The 22,281-nt window shown below is 70.6% G+C and carries 18 protein-coding genes and 1 riboswitch; of the genes, 13 read left to right on the forward strand and 5 right to left on the reverse strand.

Annotated features, from left to right (window positions below; translation table 11 throughout):
• Positions 1-162: 162 nt before the first annotated feature.
• Together VIL67_RS10755 and VIL67_RS10760 are read left to right on the forward strand one after the other, a co-directional pair.
• Positions 163-2,382 (forward strand): family 1 glycosylhydrolase, encoded by a 2,220-nt coding sequence (locus VIL67_RS10755; RefSeq protein ID WP_332048880.1) that lies wholly within the window; start codon positions 163-165, stop codon positions 2,380-2,382.
• 115 nt (positions 2,383-2,497) lie between these two features.
• Positions 2,498-2,869 carry a hypothetical protein gene (locus tag VIL67_RS10760; RefSeq protein ID WP_332048881.1) on the forward strand — a complete coding sequence of 124 codons (372 nt, stop codon included), beginning with the start codon at positions 2,498-2,500 and terminating at the stop codon, positions 2,867-2,869.
• 327 nt (positions 2,870-3,196) lie between these two features.
• Here the strand turns inward: VIL67_RS10760 and VIL67_RS19640 are convergent, their stop codons facing one another.
• Positions 3,197-3,616 (reverse strand): GFA family protein, encoded by a 420-nt coding sequence (locus tag VIL67_RS19640; protein ID WP_414696199.1) that lies wholly within the window; start codon positions 3,614-3,616, stop codon positions 3,197-3,199.
• A 944-nt stretch (positions 3,617-4,560) separates the two neighbouring features.
• Positions 4,561-5,511, reverse strand: a complete 951-nt coding sequence (gene ispH / locus VIL67_RS10765; protein WP_332048882.1) for a 4-hydroxy-3-methylbut-2-enyl diphosphate reductase — start codon at positions 5,509-5,511, stop codon at positions 4,561-4,563.
• 124 nt (positions 5,512-5,635) lie between these two features.
• Here ispH and VIL67_RS10770 point away from each other — a divergent pair, with 124 nt between their 5' ends.
• From VIL67_RS10770 to VIL67_RS10780, 3 genes are all read left to right on the forward strand, one after another.
• Positions 5,636-6,340, forward strand: a complete 705-nt coding sequence (locus VIL67_RS10770) for a Tat pathway signal sequence domain protein (RefSeq protein WP_332048883.1) — start codon at positions 5,636-5,638, stop codon at positions 6,338-6,340.
• A complete protein-coding gene (locus tag VIL67_RS10775; RefSeq protein WP_332048884.1) occupies positions 6,337-8,130 on the forward strand; it encodes an arginine--tRNA ligase in 1,794 nt (597 codons plus the stop codon). The genes VIL67_RS10770 and VIL67_RS10775 overlap by 4 nt, the downstream gene beginning before the upstream one ends.
• 242 nt (positions 8,131-8,372) lie before the next feature.
• Positions 8,373-9,680 carry a cation:proton antiporter gene (locus VIL67_RS10780; RefSeq protein WP_332048885.1) on the forward strand — a complete coding sequence of 436 codons (1,308 nt, stop codon included), beginning with the start codon at positions 8,373-8,375 and terminating at the stop codon, positions 9,678-9,680.
• An 8-nt stretch (positions 9,681-9,688) separates the two neighbouring features.
• On the opposite strand, the gene VIL67_RS10785 is transcribed toward VIL67_RS10780, so the two are convergent.
• The 3 genes from VIL67_RS10785 to VIL67_RS10795 form a co-directional block, all read right to left on the reverse strand.
• Complete coding sequence (locus tag VIL67_RS10785) at positions 9,689-10,531, reverse strand: TraB/GumN family protein (RefSeq protein WP_332048886.1); 843 nt, start codon at positions 10,529-10,531, stop codon at positions 9,689-9,691.
• Positions 10,532-10,751: 220 nt separating this feature from the next.
• On the reverse strand, positions 10,752-11,627 hold the full coding sequence (locus VIL67_RS10790; RefSeq protein ID WP_332048887.1) for a terminase small subunit-like protein: 876 nt from the start codon (positions 11,625-11,627) through the stop codon (positions 10,752-10,754).
• Positions 11,628-11,748: 121 nt separating this feature from the next.
• Entirely contained in the window at positions 11,749-12,579 is an 831-nt protein-coding gene (locus VIL67_RS10795) for a polysaccharide deacetylase family protein (RefSeq protein ID WP_332048888.1), read from the reverse strand.
• 643 nt (positions 12,580-13,222) lie between these two features.
• Between VIL67_RS10795 and VIL67_RS10800 the strand changes: the two genes are divergently transcribed.
• The 8 genes from VIL67_RS10800 (at position 13,223) to gcvPB (ending at position 22,269) form a co-directional block, all read left to right on the forward strand.
• Positions 13,223-13,792, forward strand: coding sequence for a hypothetical protein (locus tag VIL67_RS10800; RefSeq protein ID WP_332048889.1), 570 nt, complete (start codon positions 13,223-13,225; stop codon positions 13,790-13,792).
• Positions 13,793-14,015: 223 nt separating this feature from the next.
• Positions 14,016-14,387 (forward strand): hypothetical protein, encoded by a 372-nt coding sequence (locus VIL67_RS10805; RefSeq protein ID WP_332048890.1) that lies wholly within the window; start codon positions 14,016-14,018, stop codon positions 14,385-14,387.
• Between the two features lie 547 nt (positions 14,388-14,934).
• Entirely contained in the window at positions 14,935-15,969 is a 1,035-nt protein-coding gene (locus VIL67_RS10810) for a hypothetical protein (protein ID WP_332048891.1), read from the forward strand.
• A gap of 120 nt (positions 15,970-16,089) precedes the next feature.
• On the forward strand, positions 16,090-17,010 hold the full coding sequence (locus tag VIL67_RS10815; RefSeq protein WP_332048892.1) for a hypothetical protein: 921 nt from the start codon (positions 16,090-16,092) through the stop codon (positions 17,008-17,010).
• A 184-nt stretch (positions 17,011-17,194) separates the two neighbouring features.
• Positions 17,195-17,286: riboswitch (glycine riboswitch) on the forward strand.
• 185 nt (positions 17,287-17,471) lie between these two features.
• On the forward strand, positions 17,472-18,629 hold the full coding sequence (gcvT, locus tag VIL67_RS10820; RefSeq protein WP_332048893.1) for a glycine cleavage system aminomethyltransferase GcvT: 1,158 nt from the start codon (positions 17,472-17,474) through the stop codon (positions 18,627-18,629).
• 161 nt (positions 18,630-18,790) lie between these two features.
• Entirely contained in the window at positions 18,791-19,156 is a 366-nt protein-coding gene (gene gcvH / locus VIL67_RS10825; RefSeq protein ID WP_332048894.1) for a glycine cleavage system protein GcvH, read from the forward strand.
• Between the two features lie 201 nt (positions 19,157-19,357).
• Positions 19,358-20,704: an aminomethyl-transferring glycine dehydrogenase subunit GcvPA gene (gcvPA, locus tag VIL67_RS10830; protein ID WP_332048895.1), complete on the forward strand. Its 1,347-nt coding sequence runs from the start codon at positions 19,358-19,360 to the stop codon at positions 20,702-20,704.
• Positions 20,701-22,269, forward strand: a complete 1,569-nt coding sequence (gcvPB, locus tag VIL67_RS10835) for an aminomethyl-transferring glycine dehydrogenase subunit GcvPB (RefSeq protein ID WP_332048896.1) — start codon at positions 20,701-20,703, stop codon at positions 22,267-22,269. The genes gcvPA and gcvPB overlap by 4 nt, the downstream gene beginning before the upstream one ends.
• Positions 22,270-22,281 lie beyond the last annotated feature (12 nt).

Consider the following 22,281-nt stretch of genomic DNA (forward strand, 5'->3'; position numbering starts at 1 on the left):
GCAACTTGCTGCGTAGATCTAACATAGATCAACAAACTCTACGCCGCATGCAGGAAGATCGGCAGACGTCCTCAGAGAACATCAGATGATGCTCGGCGGAACGTCACATACGATCTCCGCCTTCCTCGCCCCTGAACTACGCATGACATCAAGGGACGTGACATGGCCGAGATCATCAGGCTGCAGCCGCGCGCGGGATTCGGCGAAGCGGGCCGCCCAGCCGGGCGCGGACGCCTGGAGCTCTGGGGCGGCTACGAGTGCACCGTCAATCGCGTCGGCGACCAGTGGTTCGACCAGACGCCGCGCAGCGGCCACGAACATCGCATCGAAGACCTGGAGCTGTTCGCCGACCTCGGCATGACCGCCCTGCGCTATCCGGCGCTCTGGGAACGCATCTCGCCGCAGGATCCGGAGGTCCGCGACTTCACCTGGACGGACCAGCGCCTGCCCCGCATCCGCGAGCTCGGGATGGAGCCGATCGTCACCCTCTGCCACCACGGCAGCGGTCCGCACTACACCAGCCTGCTGCACGACGGCTTCGCACCGGGCCTGGCGCGGCACGCCGCCGCCGTGGCTCAGCGCTATCCATGGATCCGCGATTGGACGCCGGTGAACGAGCCCCTCACCACCGCCCGGTTCAGCGCCCTCTACGGCTACTGGTATCCGCACACCCGCACCGAAGAGGCGTTCTGGACGGCGCTCCTGAACGAGATCGACGCCACCCGCCTGGCCATGCGCGAGATCCGCAGGGTCAACCCGCAGGCCCGCCTGATCCAGACCGACGACCTCGGCTACTGCCACGCCACCGAGCCCCTGCAGGCAGAGGCCGACTACCAGAACCAGCGGCGCTGGATCGGGTGGGACCTGCTCTGCGGGATGGTCACCGAGGCGCATCCGCTCTGGGGGCGGATCGCCGCCTGCGGCCTGGCCGAGCGGCTGCGGGTCATCGCCGGCGATCCCTGCCCGCCCGACGTCATCGGCGTGAACCACTACCTCGCCAGCGAACGGCTGCTGGACCACCGTGTGGACCTGCACATCAACCGCGCCGTAGCCGACCGCGAGCTGGGCGACTGCGGCGGCGTGGCCTTCGTGGACGTGGACGCCATCCGCAACCGCCGCGAAGGCGTGCTCGGCCTGCCGACCCTGCTCCGCCAGGCGGCGGAGCGGTACGGCCGCACGGTCGCCGTCACCGAGTGCCACAACGGCGCGACGCGCGAGGAGCAGGTGCGCTGGTTCGTGGAGGTCTGGGACGGCGCCCAGGCCCTGCGCGACGAGGGCCACGACCTCTGCGCGGTCACCGCCTGGTCCCTGCTCGGCTCCCACGACTGGAACCGCATGGTCACCCGGTTCGTCGGCCACTACGAGGTGGGCGTGTACGACGTCCGCTCGGGCCAGCCCCGGCCGACCGCGCTCGCCCCCGTCCTCAAGGACCTCGCCGCCGGCCGGCGCCCCACCGCCGTGGCGCTGCACCAGCCCGGCTGGTGGCGGCGCGAGAGCCGCTTCGTCAACAGCCGGCCCTCCCACGCGCACCAGTTCGACGCCGCCCGCGATCCGGCCCTGCTGGAGACGGGCGCGCCGCTGCTCATCGTCGGCGCGGAAGGACCGCTCACCCAGCTGCTGGTGCGGGCCTGCGAGGTCCGCGGCCTGCCCTACCGCCGCAGCCTGCGCGATCCCGGCGAAGCCACTCTGCGCGCCCTGAGGCCGTGGGCTGTGGTCGACGGCCGGGATTGGGCAGGGATATGCCAGGTAAGCCTCGCCTCCGGACGGAGGGGCGGCTGGCCGGGAGCTGGCTTCGCACCCCCCGAGGCGCTCGCCGCCGCCTGCGGGGCGCTGTCGATCCCCTGCGCCGCCTTCACCGCCGTCGACGGCTTCGAGGAGGTGGACGAGCGCCTGCTGGCGCTCGGCGGCGGGCGGCTCCTGCTGGCCGGGGCCGAGAGCGTGTTCACCCCCTGGGACCGGGCGCGCTTCGCCGTGCGCGCCCTCGACACGCTCGAGCTCGGCCATGCCGTGGACGCCTGCGCCCAGAGCCACTGGGACGAGACCTACGGCCCCGACCTGGTGGACGCCGTGCTGGACCTGCTCATCGACGGCGTCGCCGGGGTGGAGAGCTTCCTGCCCTACGAGCCCTGGTCGGTGGCCGAGTTCACCCGCCGGCTGGCGGATGTGGCCGAGTGCGACCGCGGCCTGGTCCGCGAGGCCCGCCTGCCGACCCTGCGCCCGGTCCCGGAGGCGGGCGGCGTCATCGAGGCGCCCAGCCTGCTGCCGCCGGGCGAGACGACCCTCGAGCGGTTCGTCCGCGAGTGCCGCTGCGCCCGGCGCGAGGGCGTGGCCGGCGTGGCCCGCCGGCGTGACGACACCCACCTGCAGGCGGCCGCCTCCTGAGACGGCTCAGCCGGCCAGCACCCGCGGCAGCTTGAAGGTCGGTTTGCCGATCCGGCGCCAGGGTCTCTTATCGACCCATTGCTGACGTTCGCGGCGCAGGCCCATTCTGCGCTGGATGGACATCGACCTACCCGCCTTTCGCCGCGAGCTTGAAAGCGAGATGGACCGGTACGTGGAGGATTACGAGCCTCCCGAAGGGACGTTCGGCACGCCTTGGAACCGCGAGAAGGTCGCGGCTGAAGTGGCCGAAATGCGCCGCTGTCTGATCGAGCCCTACTGGATCGACGTCGATATCCAGGACCCACCGCACGACCATTTCGGGCCGCAGCGCAGCTATGCGTGCGTCGCTGTTGCTGAAGACCCGGGCAGCTACCTGCTGGTTTTCATGCCTCACCGCGACGCATTCCTACTCCTGTCGCGTACTGAGGATCGCTGGCAGAGCCTCGGCGTCGATGGAGATGCAGTCGGAACCTTCTTGGCTCGCTAAGCTCCGCCTTCCACCCATAGCCGACCTTCCGAACGTCCCCTTGCTTCCCATGGACTTGAAGGCCCCTTCCCTCCTCCCCTTGCGGGAGAAGGTGTCGCCCGAAGCGGGACGGATGAGGGGTCGCGCCGACCGCGCCTCCGCCCGCTGGTGCGACCCGTAAGGCGCCGGGCCGGCAAGCTCGAGCCGCAGCCCACCAACCACCGCCCCGCCCCCTCCCCCTCCCGCTCATCCCGGCGAAAGCCGGGACCCAAGCTGACTCGCAACAGCCCAGTCTTCAGAGCACGGCGGCCTGCTCCGCAGCAGCAGCGAACGCCCCGGAGTGAACCCTCACGACCCTGTTGCTGACGCGCTCGGGGGCATGTCGTCAAACAGGGCGCAGCCCGCGGGATAGCCTGTCCACGGCATCCCCTGTGCGCATCGGACCGCGATGGTGGGGGGCGGCAACGTGGGGTCGGCGAAGCAGCCTCCGGCGAACCCGGTCTGGCCGGGTCTCCACGCCCCAAAGGACTTCCAGTAAAGCGTCGAGCCGCAGGTTGCGCAGAACCAGCGCTTGCCCAGGCCTTCGAGAACGGCAAACGGGCCATCGACCCGCCTGACCTGTTCGTCACTGAAATAGACCGACCACCCGAACGGAGCGCCGGTGCGCCGTTTGCAGTTGTCGCAGCTGCAAAGTCCGCTGCTGACCGGCTCGCCTTGAACCTCGACTTGGCACGCGCCACAGGCACATCGCGCAGTCCGCACGGCCATGGCAGCCCCCGGTCCTACCTTCCTGAAGGTCCGGAGCTTGCGCCCGGGAGCAGAAGCCGTCCACCCGACGCGTTGGCGCGCATCGCCGCCCGGGTCGCCTCTCGCCGTGAGGAGGTTTTGCGAGTTCGGCTCGAAGACTGGGCTGTTGCGAGTCGGCTTGGGTCCCGGCTTTCGCCGGGATGAGCGGGGGTGAGGGAGGCATGGTGGTTGGTGCGCTGCGGCTGCCGCAACAGGGAGCGGAGGGCCCGGTCGGCGCGCCCTCTCCAAGCGTCGTTCGCGCGCATCCGCGGCCCGGATCGTGTCTGGCCGTGAAGAGATCTTCCGATCCAGAACCCCCCCGCTGCGCCGACCGGCATAGCCGACCCCTTGCTGGCGCTGGCGCACGCCACCAACCCTCCCTCTCCCCCGCTCATCCCGGCGAAAGCCGGGACCCAAGCTGACTCGCAGCAGCCCAGTGTTGAGGTCGAACTGGAATACGTCTTCACCGCGGGAGGCGACCGGGCGGCAGGGATCCGCACCTACGCCGCTCGCTCAGCGAGAAGGTCCGTTCAGGATCAACGACCGCCGCGCCCCTCCTCGGACCTTCGCAGCCGGATCTAGTTGAGGTGCCTGACTATTGCAGAGCACAGCACCCACAATTGTCCGATCAAGAGGACGTGGTCATGACCACGTCGGCCCAGAATGATGAACCCTCATTTCGCGAGCTGATCCCCATCGATCCGAGCAGCCGACCGTACCGCCAAGCACAAAACAGGTTTGCAGCACAAAGGGACATCATGACGGAGATGATGATGAACCCGGTCATCCACACAATCCCTCAAGCACCCAGCCTACTTAGCGGGCAACCATCGGCTTTCCACCCCTGCGGACATCCTGAACGTCCGCAACGCGGCGATGCATAGCCGCCCCGTAGCGAGCGAAACCCGCCGACCGCCTCTAGACGCCTACGCGAGCACCCGCGGCAGCTTGAACGTCACCGTCTCGCGGGCCGCCTCGACCTCCTGGACAGTGACGTCGAAGGCCTCGGCCAGCCGGTCGATCAGCCCCTGGACCAGGACCTCGGGCGCGCTCGCCCCGGCGGTCACGCCCACCGTGCGCGCCCCGTCTAGCCAGCCGAACTGCAGGCCGGACGCGTCGTCGATCAGGTAGGCCGGCTTGCCGGCGCGGCGGCCCACTTCCGCCAGCCGCACCGAGTTGGACGAGTTGCGGCTGCCCAGCACCAGCAGCACGTCCGACCCGTCGGCGATCGCCTTCACCGCCTCCTGCCGGTTGGTGGTGGCGTAGCAGATGTCTTCTTTGTGCGGCGCGGCGATCTCCGGGAAGCGCGCCCGCAGCGCCGCCACGATCTCGGCGGTGTCGTCCACCGACAGCGTCGTCTGGGTGACGAAGGCGACGTTGGCCGGGTCCTTCGGCGTGAAGGCCTGGGCGTCCTCGATGGTCTCGATCAGCTGCACCGCCCCGTCGGGCAGCTGGCCCATGGTGCCCACCACCTCCGGGTGGCCGGCGTGGCCGATCAGCACGATCTCGCGGCCCGCGTCATGGTGCCGCTCCGCCTCCACGTGCACCTTCGAGACCAGGGGGCAGGTGGCGTCGAGGTAGAGCATCTGGCGGGCCTGGGCCTCGGCGGGCACCGACTTCGGCACGCCGTGCGCCGAGAACACCACGGGCCGGTCCACCGGGCATTCCTCCAGCTCCTCCACGAACACCGCGCCCAGGGCGCGGAGCCGGTCCACCACATGGCGGTTGTGGACGATCTCGTGGCGCACATAGACCGGCGCGCCGTACTTCTCGATCGCCCGCTCCACGATCTGGATCGCCCGGTCGACGCCGGCGCAGAAGCCGCGCGGGGCTGCGAGCAGCACGGTCAGGGCGGGCTTGGGGACGACGGCGTTCATGGGGCGGAACGTAAGGCTTCGCGCGCCCGCCCGCCAGCCGCGTTGCCGCCGCATTCCTGAGGCTGTACTACGGCTCCCACCGCGCGGCCGCCCGCGCCTCCCTACGATTTCTGGACGCCCTGCCATGCGCCGCCTGCTTCTCGTCGCCGCCTCGCTCGCCGCGGCCCTGACCGCCGTTCCGCTCTCGGCCGACGCCCAGGGCCGCCGCCAGGACCCCGACCAGCAGCAGCGCGACGAACAGGCCAAGAAGCGCAAGCGCGACTCGGAATGGGGCAACAACCAGTCGCCCCTGCCCGCCCTGCGCAACGCCGGTCCCTGCCCGTTCGTGAAGACCCTCTACGACGCCGCCCGCTACGTGGAGTTCAAGGAGAACCGCGAGGCGTCCGCGAACGTCGCCTATTCAGGCGAGATCCAGGGCATCTCGGCCGGCTGCCAGTACAAGGACGAGGAGCCGATCAAGGTGGCCATGGACGTGCTCTTCGAGCTCGGCCGCGGCCCGCAGGCCACGGGTTCGCAGAAGACCTACCGCTATTGGGTCGCGGTTACCGACCGCAACCGTTCGGTCCTCGCCCGCGAAACCTTCGACCTGGCGGTCAACTTCCCGTCCGGCAAGGACCGGGTCTACGTCACCGAGCGGGTCCACAACATCGTCATTCCGCGGGCCGCCCTGACCACCTCCGGCTCGAACTTCGAGGTCCTGGTGGGCTTCGAGGTGACGCCCGAGATGGCCGCCTTCAACCGCGAGGGCAAGCGCTTCCGCCTCAACGCAGGCTCGCAGACGGCGGCAGCCGGCTCCGCGGCCGCCGGGACCGCCGCCACCCCGCAATGACCGACCTCAGAACGGGCCTCGGCGAAGCGGTCGGGGCCGCCTTCGCAGACCTCGGCCTGCCCGCAGACCTGGGCCGGGTGACCGCCTCCGACCGCCCCGACCTCGCCGACTTCCAGTCCAACGGGGCGCTGGCCGCCGCCAAGCGCGCCGGCAAGAACCCGCGCGAGATCGCGGCCGCGGTGGCCGAGGTGCTGAAAGCCGACCCGCGCCTGGCGTCGGTGGAGATCGCCGGCCCCGGCTTCATCAACCTCAAGGTGGCCGACGCCGCCCTGGCGTCGCGCGCCGACGAGATCGCCGCCGACCCCCGCGCCGGCGGCGAGCTGGTGGCCGTTCCGCGCCGGGTGCTCGTGGACTACGGCGGCCCCAACGTCGCCAAGCCGATGCACGTGGGCCACCTGCGCTCGTCGATCATCGGCGAATCCATCAAGCGCCTCTATCGCTTCCGCGGCGACGTGGTGGTGGGCGACGCCCACTTCGGCGACTGGGGCTACCAGATGGGCCTGCTGATCGGCGCCGTCACGGACGAGACCCCCGCCATCGCCGCCGAGGTCGCGCGCCTCAACGCTGCGGCCGACCTGCCGGCCGACTGGCAGCGGCTGGAGCCCGAGGCCTTCCAGGCGATCGAGCTCGCCGACCTCGACCGGCTCTATCCCGAGGCCGCCGCCAAGGGGAAGGCGGACCCCGCCTACCGCGACCGTGCCCGCAAGCTCACCGCCGAGCTGCAGGCCAAGAAGCCCGGCGCCTATCTGCTGTGGCGGCGCTTCGCCAAGGTCACCCAGGCCGCGCTCGAGCGCGACTTCCACGCGCTGGGCGTCGACTTCGACCTCTGGAAGGGCGAGAGCGACGTCGACCACCTGATCGAGCCCATGGTCCGCGAGCTGGACGAGAAGGGCCTGCTGGTCGAGGACCAGGGCGCCCGCATCGTCCGCGTCGCCCGCGAGGGCGACAAGCGCGAGCTGCCGCCGCTCCTCGTGGTCTCCTCCGAAGGCTCGGCGATGTACGGCACCACCGACCTCGCCACCATCCTCGACCGCAGGCAGACCTTCGACCCCGAGCTGGTCATCTACTGCGTCGACCAGCGCCAGGCTGACCACTTCGAGATCGTCTTCCGCGCCGCCTACCTGGCGGGCTACGCCACGGAGGGCCAGCTGGAGCACATCGGCTTCGGCACCATGAACGGCGCCGACGGCAAGCCCTTCAAGACCCGCGAAGGCGGCGTCCTGAAGCTCAACGACCTGATCGAGATGGCGCGGTCCAAGGCCCGCGAGCGCCTGCACGAGGCCGGCCTCGGCGAGGACCTGCCGGCCGAGGAGTTCGAGGACATCGCCGGCAAGGTGGCCGTCGCGGCGCTCAAGTTCGCCGACCTGCAGAACTTCCGCGGCACCTCCTACGTCTTCGACCTCGACCGCTTCACCAGCTTCGAGGGCAAGACCGGCCCCTACCTCCTCTACCAGGCCGTCCGGGTGAAGAGCCTGCTGCGCAAGGCCGAAGGCGAGGCCGCCGAGCCTGGCCCGGTGACCGTCACCGAGCCGGCCGAGCGCGACCTCGTGCTCACCCTGGACGCCTTCGACGCCGCGCTCACCGAGGCTTACGACAAGAAGGCCCCCAACGCGGTGGCCGAGCACGCCTACCGCCTGGCCCAGAGCTTCTCGAAGTTCTACGCCGCCTGCCCGATCCTGATCGCCGAGCCCCCGGTCCGCGCCAGCCGCCTGACCCTGGCCCGCGCCGTCCTGCGCCAGCTCGAACAGGCCCTCGACGTCCTCGGCATCGCCGTCCCCGACCGCATGTGAGCCATTCCCTCTCCCGCCCTGCGGGAGAGGGTCAGGGTGAGGGCGGCGCCCCGACCGCCCGCGCGCCGCCGTTGGACCCGTGCGCATAGGTCCAACGCCCAGCCTACCGGCTCGCCTGCGCCGCCCTCACCCCAGCCCTCTCCCGCCCTGCGGGAGAGGGGGCGTCCCCCGAACACCGTTTGACACTGCCGCGTGTTACCGCTCACACTCCGGTCCAACGGACGTCCGGAGGGGGACATCGGATGGCGTCGGCGCAGCTCAGCGTGATCTTCTTCCTGGAGCTGGCGGTGATCGTCGCCGCCGCCCGCGCGGTCGGCTGGCTCGGCCGCCGGTTCCTCGGCCAGCCGCAGGTGGTGGGCGAGATGATCGCCGGCGTGGTGTTGGGGCCCTCCCTGCTCGGCGCGCTCGCGCCGCAGCTGCAGGCGGCCCTAGTCCCCGCCGAGGCCCGCAGCCTGCTCTACGTGGTCGCCCAGCTGGGCGTCGGCCTCTACATGTTCCTGGTCGGCCTGGGCTTCGACCGCGCCCACTTCCGCAGCCATGTGCGCAGCGCCGGCGCCGTGTCCCTGGCCGGCATGGCCGCGCCCTTCCTGGTGGCGGTGCTGATGGCCCCCTGGCTGATGCGCACGCCCGGCCTGTTCTCGCCCAGGCTCGATGTCCTGCAGGCCAGCCTGCTGCTCGGCGCCTGCATCTCCATCACCGCCTTCCCCATGCTGGCCCGGATCATCCACGAGCGCCGGCTCTCCGGCTCGCCGCTGGGCTCGCTGTCCCTCTCGGCGGGGGCGATCGACGACGCCGGCGCCTGGACGGTGCTGGCGCTGGTGCTGGCGGTGTTCGGCGACGGGGCCGGCGTGGCGGTCAAGGCGGTGGTCGGCGCCGCCGGCTTCGCGGCCCTGGTGCTGGTCGCAGGCCCGCGCCTGCTCGCCCCCCTCGGCCGCATCGCCGAGCGCGAGGGCGGCCTCTCCCATGGCCTCCTGGCTACGGTGATGATGCTGTTCCTCGCCGCCGCCTTCGCCATGGACTATGTGGGCATGCACGCCGTGTTCGGCGGCTTCCTGCTGGGCGTGGCCATGCCCCGGGGTCTCCTGGCCCGCGAGCTGAAGGCCCGGCTCGAGCCGCTCACCGTCGTCCTGCTGCTGCCGGTGTTCTTCACCTTCTCCGGCCTCAACACCCAGCTGACCCTGATGGCCGACCCGTCCCTGCTGCTGCTGGCCGGGGCGATCCTCGCCGCCTCGATCCTCGCCAAGGGCGGGGCCTGCTGGGCGGCCGCCCGGCTCACCGGCCAGTCCAATCCCACGGCGCTGGCCATCGGCGCCCTGATGAACGCGCGCGGCCTGATGGAGCTGATCATCATCAACATCGCCCTGCAGCGCGGGCTGATCGGGCCGGCCCTGTTCTCCATCCTGGTGCTGATGGCGGTGGTGACCACGCTCATGGCCTCGCCGCTGTTCGAGTGGGTCTACGGCGCCCGGGCCCGGGCTCGGGGCGAGCTGGGCGCCCTGGCCGACCCGGAGCCCGCGCCGCCCGCCGCCGTGGCGCAGCCGGCGCCCTAGCCCTAGCCCTAGCCCTCGCCCGGCCCCAGCACCCGCACGCCGCGCCGGCGCAGCTCGCTGGCCAGGCCGTCCTCAGCCAGCCAGAGCCTGAGGTTCACCACCGCCACCGCGTGCCCGGGCCGCGCCAGCTGCGCCTGGAGGGCGCTCGCGACATCCTCCACCGAGCGCCGCCACAGCTCGGGCCCGCCGCCCAGCAGCAGCACGCACTTGTCGAAGCTGCGCGGCACGTCCAGCGCCGCGGCGGTGTCGCCCCGGGCCCAGCCCTCGAAGGCCGCCCGGGTCCGGGCCGGCGGCGTCTCGGCGTCGTCCAGGGCGCCGGCCAGGCACTGCTGGTGCACGGCCGGCGTCAGGCTGGGCGTCATCGCCTTCAGGAAGGGCGCGATCGGATAGCGCGCCGGCTCCACCACCGGGACCTTGGCGGCCCTGGCCAGGGCCCGGGCGGCGCCGGAGACCCGCTGGGTCTTGCGCTTGCCCGCCACGTCGTCCTGCAGCATCTCGCCGGCGATCAGCGGCTGCCAGCCCGCGTAGCGCTTGGCCGGCTGCCCCGCCCGCTCCCGCGCCGCCACGAACCGCGCCCGGAGCGCCGGCGGCAGGTCCTCCTCCATCGGCGTCTTCGACCGCAGCCGGTTGCGCGCCCGGATCAGCGCCGGCAGGTCGCGGACCCCGCCCGTCAGGCCGACGCGGGTCCCCAGCACCAGGCCGTTGGCGCCGCGCATCCGCCGCTCCAGCCAGCGCCGGTCCCACCCCACATCGGCCGGCATCTCGTCGTCCGCCGCGCCCAGCACATAGACGGTGGTGTCGCCGTCCACGACCCGCCACCAGGCCGGTCCCGGCTCCACCGCCTGCACCACCAGTCCTCGACCAGCCTGGCTTCGGGATCTTCCAGCGCCTGGGCCCGGGCCTCCAGCGGCAGGGCGAGCGCCAGGGCGGCCGCGGCGGCCAGGAGGGCGGTGAAAAGGCGCATTGGGAGACCTCTGTTCTCGAAGCGCCCTTCGTCCCGCGCCATCACGGCAAAAGCTTGGCCTTAACCGGCCGACCGCAAGGCGCGGACGCGGCGCGAGCCGCCCAGCCTCAGATCCACTCGTTGTCGTCCAGCCCCCGCCGCTGCGCCGCCTCCCGCCCGGCCGCCTCCCGCGCCGCCTCCGCCGCCTTGCGCGCCTGGATCGCCTCCCACGAGGTTCCTCCCGGCACCGTCACGCAGCCGGCCGGATAGCGATAGCCCGGCGTGTCCTCCCGCTCCATCTGGCCGGTCTCCGGATTGGGGCAGTAGGCCACGACCCTCAGCTCCCCGGTCACCGGGTCCGGCTCGCCCTTGAAGTGGCGGATCAGGAAGGTCGTGGTCTCCCGCGCCAGCTCGCCCTCGGTGGGCTTGATCCGGTAGACCTTGGGCGATCGCACCCCGGCCATCCAGCGCAGCTGCTTCAGCCGCACGTCCGTCAGGTAGGCGGTCTCCGGGCTCGCCCCCTCCGCCAGGTCCCAGCCCAGGTCGCAGAACCGGTCCGCCTGGATCCTTCGCGCCTCCACCACCGCGGCGTTGAACTCCGGGATGCGCTTCATCCAGTAATAGAAGGTCGACAGCGACGGCAGCGTCGGGTCCTCGGCGATCCGCGTCAGGCTCTCGCCCTCGCACAGCCGCTCGAACACCTCGTCGCCGATCTCGGGGCAGTAGCCGAACGCCGGCCCGTCCCGCCCGCCGCCGCGCGGCAGCCGGCCCTCCGGCCGCCACCCCGCGCGCCTCGCCGCCTTCAGCGCCCGGTCGAAGCCGGGCCTCGCCCGCGCCCACTTGCGCACCGCCGTATCCGACGGCATCCCCGGCTCCTCGCAGATGTGCCGCAACAGCTCCCCGTCCCGCAGCCGCCGGCAGATCTCCGCCCCCACCGCCTCCGACCACCGCACATGCGCCCGCCCCGGCCCCGGCAAAGCCGGCCCGCCCCCCTCGTCGCCCATCGCTTGTCTCCGGAAACCCGCCGCCACCGCCGCCGTCAGGCGCAGCTCTCAGCGATACGCCAACTCTCCCACAAACGCGCGCAGGCGTCAAGAACAAAACGCGAACACAGCCGCCCCAGCCTCAGAGCCCCAGCCGATCCATGGCCGGCTGCTCGTAGGCCCCGTCCTCGCCCGGATCGCGCAGGTCGAAGCCGCCCTTCAGCTTGGCCAGCGCCCAGAGCACGCTCTGCCCCGCCGGCGCCGTGTCCGGCGCCAGGCTGTAGAGCGGATCGGCCAGCGCCGCCTCGGCGTCCACCAGCCGCCAGCCCCGCGCCGAGAACTGCGCAAGCGCGTCATCCAGGAAGAGGCCGTTGATCAGGTTGTGGTGCAGCAGCAGGACGTGCACGCCCGGCCGGCCGAACAGGGCCTGGTGCAGGCCCTCGTAGTAGGCGGCGCGGTCCCACAGGTGGTCGAGGTAGTAGCGCCGGTAAGGCGCCAGGTCGGCCCCGGGATCGGCCTTCAGCCGCGCCAGCAGCCGGCTGTTCACATACCAGTCCGAGGTGTCGATGCTGACCGGCGCGTTGCGATAGCCGTGCTGCCTCAGCAGCGCCCGCATGGCGTCGCGCCCCTCCGCCGTCCGCCCCTCCGCCAGGTAGGGAAAGCGGAACAGCTTGCGATAGGTGGGCAAGCCCGCCAGCACCGCCTCGGCCTTCAGCACCTCGGCCATGAAGCCGGCCGGGTTCTTCCCGCCGTAGTAGGGGTGCGAATAGGTGTGGTTGCCGATCAGGTGGCCCTGCGCCGACCAGGCCCGCAGGTGCGCCTGCGCCGCGGGGTTGTCGGCATAGGTCCCGGCCACGAACCCGGCCGCCTTGATCCCATGCCGCTCCAGCGCCGCCAGGATCGCCGCATGCCGCTCCGCCCCGCTCAGCCGCGGCGTGTCCTTGATCTCGAAGTCGTCGATGGTCACCGCCACCGCCGGCCCCCGCCCCCGCGCTTGTCCTCGTCCGCGTCCGCCTCCGCCTCCGCGTCGGTGTCCGCCGCCCGCCACGTGACCGCAGCCGGCCAGCAGGCCGCCGCCGACCCCCGCCCCAGCCCCGAAGATCAGCGCCCTGCGACCAATCAAGCCTCACGCCTCCCCGCACCCGCCCCGCCGATCCCCTCAAAAGAGCCGGAGAGGGTCCGCCCAGACCTTGAGGATGCCCCTCTCACCCGCTTCGCGAAAGCTCCCCCGGAGCGGCGCAACGTCCCCGCCCCTGAAGCGAGGCGAGGCGAGGCGAGGCGAGGCGCGCCCCGCGCCCTCCCCGCATAGATCCACGGCAGCCCACCTGCCCGTCTGCCGAGCCTGCTCAAGGACCGGCCCCCGGCCGGCCGCCCCGCGGCGCGCGCCCAGCGCGCGTCCTTGACCAGGCTCGTCAGACGGGCTCGCCTCACCCGGCGGATCCACGGCCTCGCAACACCCCAACGCCGCCCCGCCCCTCCGCTCATCCCGGCGAAAGCCGGGACCCAAGCTGAGTCCCCCACGCTCCGCCGCCCCTCCAGGCTGACGCCATGGCGGACCGGCCGGCGCAGGTGAGCCAAGGCTGGGAAGCGGACGCGCGTCGTGGAACACTCGCACCATGCTGCTTCCCGCACGTCACATCACGGTCGCGGCGCTCGCCGCGATCATGCTGATCTGCGGCTGCGCCGAGCAGCCGGCAAGCCTCCGGACGGTTGCAGCCGTCGAGGTGCCTCTGCGCACCCCTGCCGACCGAGCCGATCTCCTGGCCATGCTGCGGCGCCACGCCGACGCGGGCGGGCTGCATGTGGATGACGTCACCCAAAGTTGGCATACGTTTCGAAAGAGCGCTCCGCCGGACGAGCCACCGGCCGCGACGGATGTGCTGACCAAGACGATCTACGTCCACCTTTACCGCGGCCCTGACGACGAGGGCCCCGAGGTCGTCGTTGATGACGGTGGCCACCAGGGGCGGCCTTGGTTGCGCTTCTTGCGGGGAAAGCAGCCGGAATTGGCGCTCCGCGTTCGAACGCGGCTGCTTTCGGACATCAAGCGCAGGTGGCCGGACGCACGAGAGGTGCCCGTGACGGGGACCGGCGGCGTGCCCCTGGAACAGGATCTGGTCTGGACGGGGACGACCTACGCCCTGAAACCAGAGCGCCTCGCCGCCTACGCTCCACGGAACAGGTGATCTAGCGGCGGTTTGGAGTTGGGTCAGCCGCCCTCCCGCAAGACGCGCGCCCTGCGCCGGCCCCGCCCTCCACGGCAGCCCGTACATCCGTCACGAAGCTCTCTCGCCCTTTGCCGCGGGGAAGCGGTCGCGGCAGCGGATTTGCCGGACGGGCTGCAACGGGTGGAGACTGCTTCGGTGACGGCGACTTGACGGCAGGACCTAAGCCTTCTGAGGTGCCGCCATGGAACCGGCTGATCCACCGCCCCTGAAGCACGCAGGCGACGCCGTGTTTCCCGACGTGCTGTCGACTCTTCCGGAACAGTTGATGGCCATCACGGCCTTCGCATGGATCGTCCTCGTTCCCGTGTGGATCGCGGTCGCGGTGCGACGCGGGCGCGGGAGAGCGGCTGTCCTGGCCTATGCGGGCGGCGCGTTTCTGGCCGCCATCTTTTTCACGCAGCAGAGCGGCACCTTTGGCGAACCCCTCGCACACCGGTGGGGGATATGGGCGGAGCACATCTGGCTTCCGCTCTTCGCGGCCGCGTCGGTGCTGGGCCTAGCCGGGGTATCTGTCGGACGCATGCTCCGGCGATCAACTCGAGCGGCTCCTTAGAACGTGCAGTCTTTGGGCTGCCGCTAGACGGCCGTTCCGCGAGAGGCGCGCCCCGCGCCCTCCCCGCCATAGATCCACGGCAGCCCGTCTGCACGGCCGGCTCGGACGCTGCGAGTCCGCTGCTCACTCGTTGCCGGCCCTGGGAGGGTCTGCACTCGGGCGTCGCGTGCGGAGTCACACCCAGAGGGCGTGCAGCCGATAAGAAGACTTTGCTGCGAAGCAATTCGAACCTTAGCCTTAGCACATGAACCTTAGCGAGTTACGTCGCTCTTCCACGGTCACTCTCCAGCCAAGCCCGTACTTCGCTCGCATAGTAGGACGGCGCTACTGGCATCCTATCCCCGACTCCCTCGGCTTTGCGCCAATGCCGAGCAAACGGCTCCGAGCGCAACGCTTCCCATACAGAACACGGCTCTACGAGGCTCACCGGCTCATTTGCGAACCAGTCTTCGCGCGAAGATGGCATATCGACTTTCGCCAGCTGTTCTGCCGCTACGAGACCGAGGCCCGGCTACGTCTCGATGTGATGCGGGCATCTGGCAGCACCATGGCGATCAAGAACGAACCGGTGCGCTATTCGATTGGATTCCCGGAAGCCCTCATCTTCGCCCCCGACGAGGCCCTCGCGAACGATGTCCTGACGCACATCAACGCTGCTATGCTGCTGTTCAACGGCTACTCGCCATTTGAGGACGACGACGTCGTCGCCCACCCTGACGCGTACTGTTCGCTGAACTATCCTCCCGGAAGGTATTCCACGGATGCTCGCACAAGTTCGACTGCCACTGCAGGCGTCTATCAATCGTGCAGCTACGTCGCTCGCATCTGGGAGAATGAGCATGCACGTCTCGCCCTGGCTCGTCTGAGCCATGCCGCGAGGATCATCTACCACCACCCGATGGACGCCTCTCCAAGCGTCGCGCTGATCCCCGATTTCGATCGTACGGCGTTCAGTTTCACCGCGTACGCCTTGGCGATCACGAGCGCCTTCAGCGCCATCGAAGAACTTCGGCTAGAACCCAGACACAAGCCCGGCGAGCAGGTTTTCAAGGACGGGCAGTGGAATGAGCGCGTGAAGACTGAGCTTCGCGAACGATTGGCGGCCCGTGGGCTCAATCCCGATGAGGAGGTCATTTGGCTGGCGCGCGGCGTACCGACAATCGTCGAGCGCCGAGTTGCGCCTCCGGCTGGCAAACGCGCGTCATGGGCTCGGTGGAAGGTAAGGGACAGACTGGTCCCGCTGCATGAGGCGATCCTGCTTTCCGCACGCATCAGGCATCGCGCTTCGTCGCATGCCACGAAGGCTGAGACTCGCGCCCTGACCCCGGTCGATCTTCTGAATGTGCATGCCACCTGCAGGACGCTCTTGTTGGGCGTCGCCGGGATGTCGATCCCGTCATGGAGAGACGAGCCCGAGCTAGTGCTTGAGTTCGCTCAACTGTCTTCGCGGGGTTTCGTGCCGCCGGACGAACTGGCACCCCGCTGGTCCCGAGACGAGTCCAAAGACGTGCGCCTCTCGTTGCCCGCCCATTCAGAAGCCTTGTCGAGCGCATCAACTCCCACTGATGGAGTCGCGAACTGATGCCGGACCAGGGGCCGTCGCATCGTCGCTCCCGCCCCCTTGACTGAGACCTTCGTCAACTGACGAGACGAGCAACCGCTTGACCCTGCACTGTGGCTGCACTTGGCCTATATCCCGGCCATGACCCTCGTGATTGCAGAGTCTGCCTCCACCTATTCGGTCATGGTCAGCGACCGTCTGACGACTAAGTGGCGGGGAACGAACCTCATCGGACGTTTCGACGAAGTCGCAAACAAGACGGTAGTTTTCCTGAGCGGCACCGAGGGAGTAGCCATCGGGTACACGGGCAATGCCTTCCTCGAGAGGATGCCCACTGACGAATGGATCGCGCAACAGCTCTGGGGCGACGCCTTCATGTTGGGACCGCATGGCGACTCCTATGCAATGTACATGGGGCCGCCGAAGGTGCGCCGTAGCGTACCCCAGGCCCTCTTCCACCTGCAGGCGAGGCTGGCGGCGACCCGCGGCGGACAAGGGGTGACCCTTCTCGCCACCGGGTGGCGCCGCCGCCGTGGACGCCTGACGCCGCTGCTCGTCACCATCACGGCGCGGAGGAACCGCCGCACGCAGGCCGACATGCGAATGCGGCGACCAACCAGCCTGCTCTCGCGGCGCGCCTCAGTCGGCGCGTCCCTGACCGCGACCGTCGCTGTGCCCAGTATGCCGGGTCTGCACCCCGTGAGGGCGCTGGGCCAGGGTCTCGCCGCGGCAATACGCAACGTGTCCCGCACGGATCGCACCGTAGGGCCGCATGTGATGCAGGTCCTGATGATTCCCGGCCAGGTGGTCTGCGAATTCCTACCGGAGGCCGAGCACGTAATCAGGTTCGGAGACCTGAAGCCAAGCCTCGCTGTACCGACAGCCTACAGTCCCTGGATCCTGAGCGACGGAGGCTATGTGCCGCCGCAACTCATCGGGGGCGGCCCTGTCCGCGTACCCGGAGGCGGGTGGTTAATCACCATGGCGGGGGCGCGCCCCTTACAGGCCGCGGGGGCTCCCGCGGCGTTCGTCTACTCGCAGCGTCGACCTAAGGCTCCCTGAGGCGGCGCGTGTCCGCGCGCGTCCGCGCACCATACTGCGACGAGGCCGAAGTTTGTCGATCCGGCCCTTCGGATGTGCTCGACGAACTTCGGTTTTCGGGTTTGAACCCAATGTCCGCTCCTGACGCATAGCTGCCCCCCCCCCACGCCGCATTGACTCCCCCCGCCCCTCCGCTACACCTCCCCCGACTCTCGCGGGAGAGACCGGGACTCAGACCCCGGAGCCGAAGGCGCAACCGCCCCGGAAACGCTCAGGCAAAAGGACCGCGACGGGCAAAGGCACGCTGGAAAGTTCCTCCTTCGCTCCTCACGGAGCTTTGCGAGGACGCCGAAGGAGCAGGGGGCGCCGGCACCGCTAAGCCGGAGGCCCGAAATCTCTCAGGCACGAGGGACAGCGGGGGCGCGAACGAAGCCAGGCCAGCCGGCCCGGCGGACCGAACGCTCGACGCCCGGAGTCCCAGCTTGTCCGACCTGCCCGCTTCCGACCTGCCCCCCGAAACGGTCCTCAAGACCACCCCGCTCTACGAGGCCCACGTGGCCCTGGGCGCGAAGATGGTCCCCTTCGCCGGCTACTCCATGCCGGTGCAGTACGCCGACGGCGTGCTGAAAGAGCACCTCTGGACCCGCGAGCACGCCGGCCTGTTCGACGTCTCCCACATGGGCCAGGCGCGCCTGCGCGGCGTGGCGCCGCTGTCGGCCTTCGAGGAGGTCACCCCCTCGGACTTCATCGGCCTGAAGCCCGGCAAGCAGCGCTACTCCGTGCTGCTGAACCGCGAGGGCGGGATCATCGACGACCTGATGGCGGCCCGGCCGATCCGCCCCGACGGCTCGGGCGACGACGGCCTCTTCGTGGTGGTCAACGGCGCCTGCAAGGACAACGACTTCCGCGTCATCGACGACGAGCTTTCCCCCCAGGTGACCATCGAGCGCCTGGAGGACCGGGCGCTGATCGCCCTGCAGGGCCCCAAGGCGGTGGACGTGCTGAAGCGCCACGTGCCTGAGGTCGCCGCCATGGTGTTCATGGACGCCCGCCTGCTGGAGGGCTTCGGCACCGACCTGATCGTCTCGCGCTCGGGCTACACCGGCGAGGACGGCTTCGAGATCTCGGTCCCGGCGCACGCCGCCGCCACCGTCTGGAACCAGCTGCTGGCCGACGAGCACGTGCGGCCCATCGGCCTGGGCGCCCGCGATTCGCTGCGCCTCGAGGCCGGCCTGCCGCTCTACGGCCACGACCTCGACGAGACCACCAGCCCCATCGAGGGCGACCTGGCCTTCGCCGTCTCCAAGAAGCGCCGCGACGCCCGCGACTTCCCGGGCGCGGCGCGGATCGCCAACGAGCTCAGCCAGGGCCCCTTCCGGGTCCGCGTGGGCTTAAAGGTGCTGGAAGGCGCCCCGGCCCGCGAGGGCGCCGAGGTGGCCGACGAGGACGGCCAGGTGGTCGGCAAGGTCACCTCCGGCGGCTTCTCCCCCGTCCTGCGCCAGGGCATCGCGCTGGCCTTCGTGCCGCCGCTGCACTCCGAACCCGGCACGAAGCTGAAGGTCCTGGTGCGCGGCAAGCCCCAGGCCTGCGAGGTCGTAAAAACCCCCTTCGTCCCCCACCGCTACGTGCGGAAGCCCTGACCATGCGCCCCGCCCCCGCGCCGCAGGCGCACTCCATTCACCACCAAGGCCACCAAGGTCACCAAGACGCCCAAGCAGTCCTCGGCCCCTTGGTGTCCTTGGTGACCTTGGTGGTTCAAGACAACGGCGCTGACGCGCCCACGCCCTAGGAGAGATCGCTCATGAAGTTCACCAAGGACCACGAGTGGGTGTCGCTGGACGGCGACGTGGCCACCGTCGGCATCACGTCCTACGCCGCCGAGCAGCTGGGCGACGTGGTGTTCGTCGAGACCCCGGACGTGGGCAAGACCGTCAAGGCCGGCGACGGCTTCGCGGTGGTGGAGAGCGTCAAGGCCGCGTCGGACGTCTACGCCCCGGTGTCCGGCGAGGTGGTCGAGGCCAACCAGGCGCTGTCCGGCGCGCCCGAGACGGTCAACGCCGAGCCCACCGGCGCCGGCTGGTTCGCCAAGGTCCGCGTCGCCGACCCCTCCGAACTCGACGCCCTCATGGATCAGGCCGCCTACGACGCCTATCTGGAAACTCTCTGATCCCCGCCCCCCACCCTGTCATCCCGGTTTTGGCCGCCAGGCCAAAGACCGGGACCCATAGACGCCAGCGCTCGCCCGATCGCGCCGCGGCCGCCAGCCAAGCCTTCCAAGGCGGAGTCTATGGGTCCCGGTCTTCGCTTCGCGAAACCGGGATGACAGTCGTGGGGTCGCTCGACCCCGCCCTCACCTGCTGAGTACCCGATGCGATATCTCCCCCTCACCCCGTCCGACCGCGCCGAGATGCTCGGCGTCATCGGCGCGCCCACCGTGGACGCCCTGTTCGCGGACGTGCCCGCCGCGGCGCGCAAGGCCGACCTCTTCGACCTGCCGCTGCACGCGGGCGAGCTGGAGGTGGAGCGCGAGCTGACCGCGCTCTCGGCCCTGAACCGCCCGGCCGGGGCCGGGCCGTTCTTCTGCGGGGCGGGGGCCTACAAGCACCACGTGCCGGCCACCGTGGACCACATCATCCAGCGGTCCGAGTTCCTGACCAGCTACACGCCCTACCAGCCCGAGATCGCCCAGGGCACGCTGCAGGTGCTGTTCGAGTTCCAGACGCAGGTGGCGGCGCTGACCGGCCTCGATGTGGCCAACGCGTCCATGTACGACGGCTCCACCGCCACGGCGGAAGCCGTGATGATGGCCCAGCGGGTCACCCGCCGCGAGAAGGCCATCCTGTCCGGCGGCCTGCACCCGCACTACGCCGCCACCACCCAGACCATCGCGCATGCCGAGGGCATGGAGATCGTGCGCCTGCAGGCGCAGGTGGACGCCGAGGCCGCGGTGATCGAGGCCATCGACGGCGACACCGCCTGCGTGGTCGTCCAGACGCCCAACGTGTTCGGCGTGGTGACCGACGTGTCCCGGATCGCCGAGGCGGCGCACGCCAAGGGCGCCCTGCTGATCGTGGTGACCACCGAAGCCGTGTCCTACGGCCTGCTCAAGTCGCCGGGCGCCATGGGCGCCGACATCGCCGTGGCCGAGGGCCAGTCGATCGGCAACGGCCTGAACTTCGGCGGCCCCTACGTCGGCCTGTTCGCCGCCCGCGAGAAGCTGGTGCGCCAGATGCCCGGCCGCCTGTGCGGCGAGACCGTCGATGCGGAGGGCCGCCGCGGCTACGTCCTGACGCTGTCGACCCGCGAGCAGCACATCCGCCGCGAGAAGGCGACGTCCAACATCTGCACCAACTCGGGCCTCTGCGCGCTGGCCTTCACCATCCACCTGTCGCTGCTGGGCGAGACGGGGCTGAAGCAGCTTGCCGCCCTCAACCACAGCCGGGCCCGCGAGCTGAAGCAGGCGCTGGCCGGCGTGGCCGGCCTCGAGGTCCTGACGCCGCGCTTCTTCAACGAGATCGCCGTGCGCGTGCCCGGCTCCGCGACGGCGCTGGTGGAGGCCTGCCTGGCCGACGGCGTGGTCGCCGGCGTGCCCTACGCCCGGCTCGACCCGCACGCCGGCCTGGACGACGTCCTGCTGCTGGCCGCCACCGAGACCACCACCTCCGAAGACATCGCCGCCCTCGTGGGCGCCCTCAACGCGAAGATCGCCCGATGAGCATGCTGAACGTGGGCCGCCCCACCCGCCCCGACGCCGCCGCCCCGACGGCCCACCAGTCCCTGTCCGGCGGCCGCGGCCTTCTGCAGGACGAGCCCCTGCTGTTCGAGCTGGGCGGCTGGGAGAAGACCGGCGTCGACCTGCCGGAGCCGGAGTTCGACGCCGCCGACCTCGGCGACCTGGTCCGCGCCGAGCCCATTGGTCTCGCCGGCCTCTCCGAGCCCGAGGCCGTGCGCCACTACGTGCGCCTGTCGCAGAAGAACCACGCCATCGACCTGGCGCTCTATCCGCTGGGCTCGTGCACCATGAAGCACAACCCCCGGCTCAACGAGCGGATGGCCCGCCTGCCCGGCTTCGCCGACCTGCACCCGCTGCAGCCGACCTCGACGACCCAGGGCGCGCTGGCGCTCATGGACCGGCTGGCCCACTGGCTGAAGACGCTGACCGGCATGCCCGCCGTGGCGCTGTCGCCCAAGGCTGGGGCCCACGGCGAGCTTTGCGGCCTGCTCTGCATCAAGGCCGCCCACGAGGCCGCCGGCCAGGGCCACCGCCGCCGCGTCCTGGTGCCCACCTCGGCCCACGGGACCAACCCGGCCACCGCCGCCTTCGTCGGCTACTCGGTCACCGAGATCGCCCAGACCGCCGACGGCCGCGTGGACCTCGCCGACCTGGAGGCCAAGCTCGGCGACGACGTCGCCGCCATCATGGTCACCAACCCGAACACCTGCGGCCTCTTCGAACGCGACGTGATCGAGATCGCGCGCATAACGCACGCGCGCGGAGCGTACTTCTATTGCGACGGCGCCAACTTCAACGCCATCGTCGGCCGCGTCCGCCCCGGCGACCTGGGCGTCGACGCCATGCACATCAACCTGCACAAGACCTTCTCCACCCCGCACGGCGGCGGGGGCCCCGGCGCCGGCCCTGTGGTGCTCTCCGAGGCCCTGGCCGCCTTCGCCCCGGCGCCTTGGGTGGTCTCCGGCCCCGACGGCCTCCAGCTCGTCGAGGAGGCGGTCGATGACGCCGCCCAGGCCTTCGGCCGCATGAGCGCCTTCCACGGGCAGATGGGCATGTTCGTGCGCGCCTACGCCTACATGCGCAGCCACGGCGCCGACGGCCTGCGCCAGGTGGCCGAGGACGCGGTCCTGAACGCCAACTACATCAAGGCCCGCCTCTCCCAGGAGATGACCCCCGCCTTCCCGGACGGGCCGTGCATGCACGAGGCCCTGTTCGACGACACCTGGCTCGAGGGCACGGGCGTGACCACCCTCGACTTCGCCAAGGCGATGATCGACGAAGGCTTCCACCCGATGACCATGTACTTCCCGCTGGTCGTCCACGGGGCCATGCTGATCGAGCCCACCGAGACCGAGTCCAAGGCCGAGCTCGACCGCTTCTGCGAAGCCCTGCTGCAGCTCGCCAAGGCCGCGAAGGCCGGCGACGCCGACCGCTTCAAGGGCGCGCCCTACCTCGCCCCCATGCGCCGGCTCGACGAGACTCAGGCCGCTCGCAAGCCGAAGCTCACCTGGAAGCCCGAGTCGGGGACCGCTCAGGCAGCGGAGTGACATCCGTCACCC

The organism is Phenylobacterium sp., assembly GCF_036563385.1.
Classification (GTDB): Bacteria; Pseudomonadota; Alphaproteobacteria; order Caulobacterales; family Caulobacteraceae; genus Phenylobacterium.